General features: G+C 71.4%; 7 protein-coding genes. 1 reads left to right on the forward strand and 6 read right to left on the reverse strand.

What is annotated here, in order from left to right; translation table 11 throughout:
• Positions 1 to 138 precede the first annotated feature (138 nt).
• From glgP to ACZ3H8_RS05915, 6 genes are all read right to left on the reverse strand, one after another.
• Complete coding sequence (glgP, locus tag ACZ3H8_RS05890; protein WP_467398014.1) at positions 139 to 2814, reverse strand: alpha-glucan family phosphorylase; 2676 nt, start codon at positions 2812 to 2814, stop codon at positions 139 to 141.
• Between the two features lie 140 nt (positions 2815 to 2954).
• Positions 2955 to 4241, reverse strand: coding sequence for a flavin-dependent oxidoreductase (locus tag ACZ3H8_RS05895; protein ID WP_467398017.1), 1287 nt, complete (start codon positions 4239 to 4241; stop codon positions 2955 to 2957).
• A gap of 23 nt (positions 4242 to 4264) precedes the next feature.
• Positions 4265 to 5386, reverse strand: coding sequence for a monodechloroaminopyrrolnitrin synthase PrnB family protein (locus ACZ3H8_RS05900; protein ID WP_467398019.1), 1122 nt, complete (start codon positions 5384 to 5386; stop codon positions 4265 to 4267).
• A 123-nt stretch (positions 5387 to 5509) separates the two neighbouring features.
• Positions 5510 to 6925 carry an MFS transporter gene (locus tag ACZ3H8_RS05905; protein ID WP_467398021.1) on the reverse strand — a complete coding sequence of 472 codons (1416 nt, stop codon included), beginning with the start codon at positions 6923 to 6925 and terminating at the stop codon, positions 5510 to 5512.
• Positions 6922 to 8370, reverse strand: a complete 1449-nt coding sequence (locus ACZ3H8_RS05910) for a 4-hydroxyphenylacetate 3-hydroxylase family protein (protein WP_467398024.1) — start codon at positions 8368 to 8370, stop codon at positions 6922 to 6924. The genes ACZ3H8_RS05905 and ACZ3H8_RS05910 overlap by 4 nt, the downstream gene beginning before the upstream one ends.
• 112 nt (positions 8371 to 8482) lie before the next feature.
• Positions 8483 to 9436: an AraC family transcriptional regulator gene (locus ACZ3H8_RS05915; protein WP_467398026.1), complete on the reverse strand. Its 954-nt coding sequence runs from the start codon at positions 9434 to 9436 to the stop codon at positions 8483 to 8485.
• A gap of 120 nt (positions 9437 to 9556) precedes the next feature.
• Here ACZ3H8_RS05915 and ACZ3H8_RS05920 point away from each other — a divergent pair, with 120 nt between their 5' ends.
• Complete coding sequence (locus tag ACZ3H8_RS05920) at positions 9557 to 10486, forward strand: SDR family oxidoreductase (protein ID WP_467398029.1); 930 nt, start codon at positions 9557 to 9559, stop codon at positions 10484 to 10486.
• Positions 10487 to 10758: the final 272 nt, after the last annotated feature.

Here is a 10758-nt window from a genome sequence, read left to right on the forward strand (position 1 = left end):
GATAAACCCCCCTTTTTTCTCAATTATAAAAACTCAACCTTTGGCCCAATAAAACATATAGTTAAACTGCTTTAAAAAACAATATAAAACGGGGGGGGGGGGGGGCCCCCCCCCCCCCCCCCCGCCGCCCTCCCCTCCTCAGCGCATCAGCACTCCCGCGCCCTCCCCCGTCGCCTCCGTCGGCAGCGCCACCAGACCCAGGTCCGCGCTGGCCGCAAGCAGCGGGTGGGCCGGCAGGATGCGCACCGTGTAGCCGAAGGGGCCCGTGCGGTCCAGCGAGAGCGGCCCCTCGTAGACCCAGCGGCCGTCCAGGTCCGGGCCGCCCGCCGGCTTCAGCGGGGAGGTCTGGGCGTCGGCGATCGCGTCGTCGGAGTCGACGCGGCCGGCCACCGCCTGCACATCCACGTCGTCCGGCTGTAGTTCGCCGAGGGCGACCCGCACCCGCAGCGCGAGCGTCGCGCCCAGCTCCGCCGTGCCCTCCGCCGCGGCCTCCTCCAGGGCCTCCACATGGTCGACGGCCACCTGTGGCCAGGCCACCCGCACCCGTGCCTTCCAGGCCGCCAGTTCCCGTGCCGCGTCCGCGTCCATGGACCGGTGGGCCCGGGCGGCGGGGGCGTACAACCGCTCCACGTACTCCCGCACCATGCGGCCCGCGAGCACCTTGGGTCCGAGCGTGGTCAGCGTGCGGCGGACCATCTCGATCCAGCGCTGCGGCTGCCCGCCGGCGCCCCGGTCGTAGAAGCGGGGCGCCACCCGGTTCTCGATCAGCTCGTACAGCGCGCCCGCCTCCAGATCGTCGCGGCGGTCCTCGTCGGTCGCCGAGCCGTCGGCGGTCGGAATCGCCCAGCCGAAGTCCGGCTCGAACCACTCGTCCCACCAGCCGTCCAGCACGGACAGATTGAGGCAGCCGTTGAGCGCGGCCTTCATCCCACTCGTCCCGCACGCCTCCAGGGGACGGAGAGGGTTGTTGAGCCAGACGTCGCAGCCGGGATACAGCTTCTGCGCCATCGCCATGCCGTAGTCCGGCAGGAAGACGATCCGGTGCCGCACCCGCGGATCGTCCGCGAACCGCACCAGCTCCTGTACGAGACGCTTGCCGCCGTCGTCCGCCGGGTGCGCCTTGCCCGCGACGACGATCTGGATCGGCCTGGTCGGATGGAGCAGCAGTTCCATCAGCCGGTCGCGGTCGCGCAGCATCAGGGTGAGCCGCTTGTACGAGGGGACCCGGCGGGCGAAGCCGATGGTGAGCACGTCGGGGTCCAGCACCCCGTCGATCCAGCCCAGTTCCGCGGCGCCCGCGCCGCGCTGTCGCCAGGAGGCCCGCAGCCGGTCCCGTACCTCCATGACCAGCTGTTCGCGCAGCTCGCGGCGGAGCTCCCAGATGTCGTTGTCCGGGATGTCGGCGACGGAGTCCCAGCGTTCGGAGCCGCCGACGGACAGGGCGTCCTCGGTTCGGCTCGTGCCGATCTGGCGCGCGCCGAGCCGGAACACCTCGGGGGCCACCCAGGTCGGCGCGTGCACACCGTTGGTGACGGAGGTGATGGGCACCTCCTCGGCGTCGAAGCCGGGCCACAGACCGGCGAACATGCCGCGGCTGACGGCACCGTGCAGGGTGGAGACGCCGTTGGCGCGCTGGGCCAGCCGCAGCCCCATCACCGCCATGTTGAACAGGTTGGCCTCGCCGCCCGGATAGGTCTCCATGCCGAGCTGGAGCACCTTCTCGACCGGCACTCCGGGCAGTTCCCCGCGGTCCCCGAAGTGCTGGGCGACGAGCTCGCGGTCGAAGCGGTCGATCCCGGCGGGGACCGGGGTATGGGTGGTGAACACGGTCCCGGCGCGCACGGCCTCCAGTGCGGAGTCGAAGTCCAGGCCCTGGCCGCCGCTTTCGGGGGGCTCCCCCAGTTCGCGGATGCGTTCCAGGCCGAGGAAGCCGGCATGTCCCTCGTTGGTGTGGAACACCTCGGGGGCCAGATGGCCGGTCAGGCGGCAGTAGGTCCGCACCGCCCGTACGCCCCCGATCCCCAGCAGCATCTCCTGCAGCAGCCGGTGCTCGCTGCCGCCGCCGTACAGCCGGTCGGTGACATCGCGCTCGCCGGGGCCGTTCTCCTCGACGTCCGAGTCGAGCATCAGCAGTGGTACGCGGCCGACCTGCGCCACCCAGATGTGGGCGTGCAGCGAGCGCCCGCCGGGCAGCGCGAGCGACACCCGGGCGGGTGTCCCTTCGGACTCCCGCAGCAGGCTGACCGGCAGCTCGTTGGGGTCGAGGAGGGGGTAGTGCTCCTGCTGCCAGCCGTCGCGGGACAGCGACTGGCGGAAGTAGCCGTGGCGGTAGAGCAGCCCGACGCCGATCAGCGGTACGCCGAGGTCGCTCGCGGCCTTGAGATGGTCGCCGGCGAGGATGCCGAGGCCACCGGAGTACTGGGGCAGTGCGGCGGTGACGCCGAACTCGGGCGAGAAGTAGGCGACCGCTGCCGGGAATTCGGGCCCGGTGGGGCCGCTGTCCCCGGCGGAGCCGCTGTGTGCCTGGTACCACCTGCGCCCGTGCAGGTAGTCGTCCAGGTCATCGGCGACGGCGGCCAGTCTGCGCAGAAATCGGCGGTCTCCGGCCAGTTCTGCCAGCCGGACGGCGGACGCGGACCCGAGCAGCCGCACGGGGTCGCCTCCTGCCGCCTGCCACCCCTCGGGGTCGACAGCCTGGAAGAGGTCACGGGTCTCGGTGTGCCAGGACCAGCGCAGATTGCGCGCTAGGTCGCTGAGCGGTCGGAGCGGTTCGGGGAGGACGGGGCGGACGGTGAATCGACGAATGGCCTTCACGGGTCCCACCTTCGCAGGGGAGGTACACATCCGAGGGGACGCACGACGGTGTGCGCCTCTCCGTCACCCACAGACGGTAGTGCCAGCCCTGCCCCCGCAACCACGGCGCACGGCCGTCCGGCGGATTCCCGCCGGGGCATTCAGCGTGGCGCGCGCACCGTCGGACCGTAGGGAGAGCCCTGGTTGACGCTCTGCGGGTCGAACGCCCCGGTGGCCGCGTACCGGGCGGCGATCTCGTCCAGTTCCGACTGCGGGATCACCTCGTGGATGTCGGTGAAACCGCCGGGGGCGCGTTCGTGGGCGAGGTTGATGACGACCTCGGGGCCCAGCTGCCGATTGGCCCGCTGAAGCTCTGTCGTGGCGGGCCTGCGCCAGGCCTCGTACGCGGCGAGTGCGTCGGCCGGGTCGGCGTGCAGGGCCATGGCATGCGCGAGGGCGCGGCCGTCGACGATGGACTGGGTCGCGCCGTTGGAGCCGATCGGGTACATGGCGTGGGCGGCGTCGCCGATCAGCGTCGTACGGCCGAGGGACCAGCGCGGCAGCGGCTCGCGGTCCACCATCGGGTACTCGAAGGCACCCTCCGCGGCCCGGAGCACTTCAGGGACGCTGACGCCGTCGAAGTCCCAGCCCTCGTAGTGGTGCAGGAATTTGGCGACCGGCACCGGCCGGTTCCAGTCTCCGCGCGTAGCGTCGTCGATGGATTCGGCGGGCATCGCGAGCGCCCAGTTGACCAGCACCTCGCCGGTGTCCGTGGCGGGCTCGGTCATCGGGTAGACGACGGCCTTTTGGCGGTCGTCGCCCGCGATGAACATGAAGGTGCCGCTCCGGTGGGCGGGCAGCGAGGAGACGCCGCGCCACACGAGCATGCCGTTCCACGGCGGCTCGCCCTCGCCCGGGTTGAGGGCCGCGCGGACCGTCGAACGGATGCCGTCGGCGCCGATGAGGACGTCCGGTTCGAGGGACGCCTTGCCGCGGCGGGCGCCGTCGCGGTGCTCCAGCTGGACCCGGGGGCGCCCGTCGGGGAGCGGTTCGAGGCCGGTGACCTTGACGCCGCCCACCAGGGCGCTGGGGCCGAGCCGGGTGCGTACCGCGTCGGCCAGCGCGAGCTGGAGTTCGCCGCGCTGGATGGAGAGCTGCGGCCAGTGGTATCCGGCGCCGAGGCCGCGCGGCTCGCGGGAGATCAGGCCGCCGCTGCGGTGGTAGTAGCGCAGCTCGCGGGTGCGTACGGCGCGTTCTTCGAGGCGGTCGAGGAGGCCGAGCGCGTCGAGTTCGCGTACCGCGTTGGGCATGATGTTCAGCCCGGCGCCGACCGGGTGGATCTCGCAGGCCGCCTCGACGACGGTGATGCGCTCGAATCCGGCGGTGTGCAGGGCGAGTGCGGCGGTGAGCCCGGCTATTCCACCGCCGGCGATCATGATGTGGGTCATGGGTGTCGGACCTCCTGGGACGGTCAGGCAGCGGGGGTGCGCGGCCGCTCGACGGAGCGGCGTACGAGGGTCTCGTTGTCCCGGGTCAGGTCGAGCACCGAGCGCAGCAGCGCGATCGGGGCGCCGCCGCTGCCCACGTCGTACAGCCGTACCTCGTCGCTGTACGCCTTGCGGGCGATGGTCATATGACGGGCGCGGAAGGTCTTGAGGATGCGCAGCACGCGGGCGAGGGAGACTGCGGACGCGGCGAGCTGCGGGGGCGGCCGGTCGGTCGCCTCCCAGCTGACGGCGGCGGACAGCTTGGAGACGGCGGAGGTGCCGCCCTTGTGCTTGGCGTAGTGGTCGCGCCAGGACGGGAGGCTGTACTGCACCGAGTCGTCGAGGAAGGCGTCGTAGGCGGGATTGTTGCGGTCGCACTGCCACAGCGTCAGATCGACCAGCCAGAGGGGCACCTGGGCGGCGGCCGGGCCGAGGTAGTCGACGCCCGCGATGTCGATCTCCTCGAAGTAGGAGCGCATCTCCCGCGCGAAGAAGGCCGGGGAGACATTGGCGACGGTGAAGTCGATGGAGTCGACCATGGACTGAACATGCTGGGCGGTGCGGTCGAGAGCGAGGGCGAAGCCCGGGTCGTACGGTTCGAGGCGGGCGAGCTCCGCGCAGGTGTCGAGCGAGGCGACCAGGCTGGGGAAGACCATCCGGACCGCGTCCTGGAGACTGCTCTCCATCCGGTCGCCGGTGTACATCCGCCGCCGGGCGCCGAGGGGGTTCCACGTCGTGTAGTGGTGCACGGTGTCGCGCGGCACCATGTCGGTGCGCCGGCCCAGCTCTTCGAGCACCGGCAGGACTTCGGGCACGGCGGCGACGGGCTCGACGCCGTGCCGTTTGAGCGAGCCGAGGAGCATCCCAAGGTCGCGCATGGCGGCGAGCGCGTCGGTGATGGCGAGGGCGGCGACCCGGTCCGGGTCGGGCACCAGGGTGCGCAGGGCGACGGTGAGCGCGGGCGCATCGGCATCGGCGTTCATACCGGGCAGCGCGGCGAGCAGGGCGTCGGCGCCGAGCGGGTCGGCCGCGCATATCTCGGCTATCCGGTAGCGCGGTTCGCCGTGCAGATCGAGACCGGGCGCGACAAGGTCGTACAAGGTCAACGGAATGCCCCCCTCGGGCAACATCGGTTCATTGGGTGGGATGCGGGCCTGGTGGCGTCATGCGGTCACCGGACGCTTTCGCCGCATGCGTACACGTACACCGCACGCTCTCGCCGCACACGGTCACTCCACGGCGCCGCCCACAGGGTCCTGGCGCCGTGGCGCCGTCGCGGGCACGGGCAGCCGCAGCCGTACGGAAAGCAGGGCGGCCAGGGCCGCGAAGGCGGCCCCGGCCAGCAGCGCGGAACGGAAACCGGAGGTCTGGGCAGCGGGCGACGATCCGCCTGAGGCGGTGGCGACGGCCACCAGGACAGCGAGTCCGAGCACCGAGCCGAACTGCTGGCTGGTGTTGATGAGTCCGGAGGCGAGCCCGGTCTCCTTGGGCGCGGCCTCGGCGGTGGCGGCCACATTGGTGGTGACCATGACGAGCGGCAGAGCGACGCCGAGGACCAGGCTGGGCGCGAGGACGGTACCGGCGAAGGTGCCGTCGGCGGTGAGCGCGAGCGCCAGCCACACCATGCCGGCGAAGAGCAGTGCGAAGCCGAGCGTCATGGTGGATCTGAGCCCGATCCTGAAGATGAGGCGGCCGGTCTGGGGCGCGACGGCGACGACGACGAGTGACAGCGGCAGCAGTCCGAGGCCGCCGGTCAGCGGGGACTGTTCGAGCACCCTCTGCAGATAGAGGCTGACCAGGAAGAACATCGGGAAGAGTGCCATCTGGGCGAGCGCGCTGAGGATGTTGGCGTCGCGCAGCGCGGGCCGCCGCAGCACGGCGGGCGGCACGAGTGGGTGGGCGATCCTCGATTCCAGTACAGCGAAAGCTGCCAGCAGCACGAGGCCGGCGCCGCCCGCGGCGAGGGTGCGGGCACTGGTCCAGCCCCACTCGCCCGCGCCGACGAGTGCGTAGGCGACGAGCCCGAGGCCGCCGGTGGCGGTGAGCGCGCCGCCGAGGTCGAAGCCGGGCTGTGCGCTGCGCGTCCCCCCGTCGAGAAGGCGCAGTGCGAGCAGCCCGAGCGCCAGCCCGACGAGCACATTGAGCCAGAATGTGGAGCGCCAGCCGAGCAGATCGGTGAGTACGCCGCCGAGGACGGTGCCCAGCACGCCGCCGAGTCCGCCCATCGCGGCGAACGCGCCGAGGGCCTTGTGCCGCCCCGGCCCGTCCGGGAAGAGGCCCAGCAGCAGCGCGAAGGCGGCCGCGGCGGCGAGGGCGGCCCCCACGCCCTGTGCGGCCCGCGCGGCGATCAGCGTGCCCGCCGTCCCGGCGAGGCCGCCGGCCGCGGACGCGGCGGCGAGCAGGCCGAGTCCGGTGAGGTAGAGCCGCCGGTGGCCGAGGAGATCGGCCGTGCGGCCGCCGAGCAGCAGCAGCCCGCCGAAGGTGATCAGGTAGGCGTTGGCGACCCAGGAGAGCCCGGCCGAGCCGGAGCCGAGGTCGTCGCCGACCGACGGCAGCGCGACGTTGACGATCGCGGTATCCATGATCAGCAGCAGCTGGGTGGAGGCGAGCAGCGCAAGCGCGGCGCCCGGGCGGGCCGAGGTCACCGGCCGGTCCCCAGGTCCTGTCCGGTCCCTAGGCCGTAGCCGTCGAGACAGTCCTGGGCCAGCTGCTCGCAGCTATCGGCCCCGCCCGCCCGCGTCTGCATGGCCAGATAGACGTGTGGGGCGCCGTGGTAGAAGCGCTCGTACTGCTCATGGCGTCCGGCGAACTCCGAACCGAGCGCGTCCCAGACCAGTTTGAGCAGCTTGATCCGGTCCTCGGCCGGAGTTCCGGGCGCGCGCAGATACTTCCTCACGACCGGCCCGAGCTCGGGGTGGAGCAGATCCCCGGCGGACGCCGGCAGCTGGATGACCCCGCCGCCCGCCAGCAGCTTGATGTCCTGGACGGCGCGCGGGTAGAGCTCGCCGGCCATGATGCGCTGGGCGAAGGAGATCTCCTGGCCGGGCATGACGCCGCCGCGGCCGCCGTCGACCTGTTCGCAGTCGGCCTCGGCGGCCAGCACGAAGGCCTTGGCCTGGGCGACCATGCCGAGCAGTCGACCGACCGCCTGGGTGACGGGCGGCAGTTGGTACGTCTTGTTGGTGCGGGTCAACAGGATGGCGAGACCGGTGAGGAACTCGAGCTTGGTCCAGAAGCGGGTGGCCGCCTGGTGACCGAAGTTGAGGTAGGCGGGGGTCTGCCACCACATCGCGGCGGTCGCCTCGACGTTGCGGTAGGTCAGCACCCGCTCCCACGGTACGAAGACGTCGTCGCACACCAGCAGCGCGTCGTTCTCGTCGAAGCGGGAGGAGAGCGGGTTGTCGAAGACGCTGCGGGCCTGTGCCTCGTACGACGTACGCGAGACGAACTTCAGGCCGGGTGTGTCGACGGGCACCGAGAAGCACAGCGCGTGCTCCACGTCCTCGGGGGCCAGCGGCTCGATCGTGCCGACGATCACCTCGTCGGCGAAGACCGCGCCGGTGCCGATCGTCTTGGCGCCGCGCACCACGATGCCGCCGTCCTTCTCGGCGACGACCCGCACCACGAGGTCGTCGTCTCCTTCGCCGGACTGCGGGTTGCTGATGGTGAAGGCCGCGTACAGGTCGCCCTCGGCGAGCCTGCGGTGGTACGCGAGAGCGTTCTCGGCGCCGTCGAAGGAGTCGGTGGTGAACAGCTGGGGCACGGCGGCGAAGCCCGCGGCGCCGCCCGCCATGTAGTCGGGTGTACGGCCCAGGAAGCCGAAGCTCGACTCGGCCCACACCTTGTACGCCCTGCGCCGCGCGACCAGGTCTTCGTAACTGCGGGGCACGACGAAGGCGCGGTGTACCCCGCCGGAGGTGAGCACATCGCGGTGCGCGGAGTCGTGTGCCAGGTCGTAGAGGTGCGCGATCGACGCTGCGGTGTTGCGGAAGGCGTGGTGCCGGGTGACGTCCTTGACCCGTTCGCCGTCGAGCCACACCTCGCGCCCGTCACCCAGCGATTCGAGGTATTCCTGGCCGGACCTGGTCAACGTCTCTCCTCAAACGGCGCAAGCGGAAGGGCTCTCGACTCGGTCGAGCCTGTCTCCCGCCGAGGACGCAGGGCAATGAACGACCGTCCAGCGGTGATTAAGAACCGGCCAGTCATGCAGCTGAGGGGCTTCCCGATCGGTACTCGCCCGGCGTCATCCCGTACCACTTGCGGAAGGCGAGGTGGAAGCCGACGGCGCTCTGGTAGCCGACACGCTCCGGCACTGCCGACTGGGGCAGCGAGGTCTCGCCGAGCAGCCGGGCCGCCTCCTGCATCCGACGCCCGGTCAGATGCCTGGCGGGCGCCTCGCCGACGAGCTCCCTGAAGGCGGCGGTGAACGCGGAGCGGGACATGCCGACCTCGCGGGCGAGCGACTCGATGGTCCAGGGCTCCGCGAACCGGGTCGCGATGATCACCATCGCCTTGCTGATGCCGGGATGGCGCAGCACGGGCAGCGCGGAGGGGTTGTCGGCCAGTTCGCGCAGCAGCGGGCGCAGTGCGAGAACCAGCGCCATCTCGAAGGCGCGCAGCGTGACCAGCCGGTCGCCGGGGCCGACCGGGCGGTCGGTGGCGGCGAGCAGCCGCAGCGTGTCGCGCAGCAGCGGCTCCTTGTCCACCTGGGAGCCGTCGAGCACCAGCGCCCAGGGCAGCGCCTGGTAGAGGCCGGTGGCGGCGGACGCGTCGTAGTGCAGCCCGGCGCAGAGCAGCCGGCTCTCCGGTCCCTCCCCCTCGATCCTGATCTCGCCGGAGGTGCCGGGCGCCCGCTCGGGGAGTACGGCGCCGAGCGCGACGCCCCGCCGGTCGGGCCGGTCGGAGAGCCGGTGGGCCGTGCCGGTCGGGAAGACGGCGAGGTCGCCTGCGTGCAGTTCGAGCGGGTTCTGGTCCTCGCCGGTGATCCAGCAGCCGCCCTCGGTGATGAAGTGGAGGACGGCGCAGCTCTGTTCAGCGTCGCCCTCGATGGCCCAGGGAGCGCTGACGTGCCATCGGCTGTCGAAGACCCCGGTCAGACGCAGGGGTTTCAGCAGCTCGCTGAGGAGGTCATCGCTTTCGCTGTCCGTCGCTTCCATTGGACGATCCTTCAACCTCCGCCCCGGTTTGTTAATTGATCGGCCGAACTCACCGACGCGAGCCTGGAAGAGCCGTTCACGGCAGGCAGCCACACCCTATCGAAGGGGCCCTTAAGACACATGTCCGATCACATTCCGATGCGCGTAGCGGTCGTGGGGGCGACCGGCTTCCAGGGCGGTGCGACGGCCCGCCTGCTGGCCGAACGGAAACACCGGGTCCGCACGCTGAGCCGCAAGCCCGCGGCGGACCGCCCGGAGCTCCCCGGTGTCTCTGTCGCCGGCGGCGACCTCGGGCGGTACGAGGATGTGCGCCAGCTCTTCGAAGGTGCCACGCACGCGGCGGTGATGCTGCCGCTGGTGTACCAGGCCGAGAAGGTGATGCGGTACGCCCAGTACATCGCGAAGGCGGCGCGCGAGTCCGGGGTGCGCCGGCTGGTCTACAACGCGAACACCCGCATCCCGGACCGGACCACGAATGTCGCGGCCTTCGAGACCCGCCGGCTCGCCGAGACGGTGTTCCGCGAGAGCCTCGCGCAGAGCGGCGTGGAGGTGGTGGTCGTACGCCCCCCGGTCTACCTGGAGAACCTGTTCAGCCCGTGGAACGGCCCGGCCCTGGTGAACGAGGGCGTGCTCGCCTACCCGCTGCCGGCCGACACACCCACCGCGTGGATCTCCCACCGGGACCTGGCCGAGGCGGTCTACGCGGCGCTCACGGTGGATGGGGTGGCGGGCCGCACCTTCGACATCGGCGGCGCACAGACGCTGACGGGCCATGAACTGGCGACGGCGTTCGGCCAAGGCCTCGGGCGCGAGATCCGCTATGTACCGCTGGAGCCACTCGTCTTCGAGCAGGGTCTCGCGCAGATCCTGGACGCGGAGTCGGCGGCGGGGATTGCGGGGATCTACCACTACATGGCGACGGGCCTGGAGCCGCGTCTGATGGCGGGCGACAAGGGCGCGTCGACGGAGGCGCTGTCGGTCAAGCCGGCGCCGGTGGACGAGTGGGTGGCGCGCCAGCCGTGGCAGATGTGGTCGGGGGAGCAGTCATGAGGGCGACGAGGAGGCCCGAGCCGAGCTGGGGCGCGGAGCCCAGCTGGGGCGCGGTGCTCTGAGGAGGTACGGGTGCGGGTGCGGGCCTCGGCGCGAAATGCGTCGGGGCTCGCGTGCTGTCCGGGTCAGCAGAAACAGATCGCGCGCCGCGAAGTCCTTGTGCACCCCGCTACGCCCTCGTAGTGCTGCATCCCCCGGGGGACGACCCCCGGACCCCAGCAGAAACAGATCGCGCCCCGCGAAGTCCTTGTGCACCCACCTACGCCCTAGTA

Source organism: Streptomyces sp. NPDC002868, from assembly GCF_055563295.1.

What these genes read in the sequence shown, in the direction of transcription:
- ACZ3H8_RS05895 (WP_467398017.1), bottom strand. Translation starts at nt 4,241, where the DNA reads ATGACCCACATCATGATCGCCGGCGGTGGAATAGCCGGGCTCACCGCC.
- ACZ3H8_RS05920 (WP_467398029.1), top strand. Translation starts at nt 9,557, where the DNA reads ATGTCCGATCACATTCCGATGCGCGTAGCGGTCGTGGGGGCGACCGGC.
- ACZ3H8_RS05915 (WP_467398026.1), bottom strand. Translation starts at nt 9,436, where the DNA reads ATGGAAGCGACGGACAGCGAAAGCGATGACCTCCTCAGCGAGCTGCTG.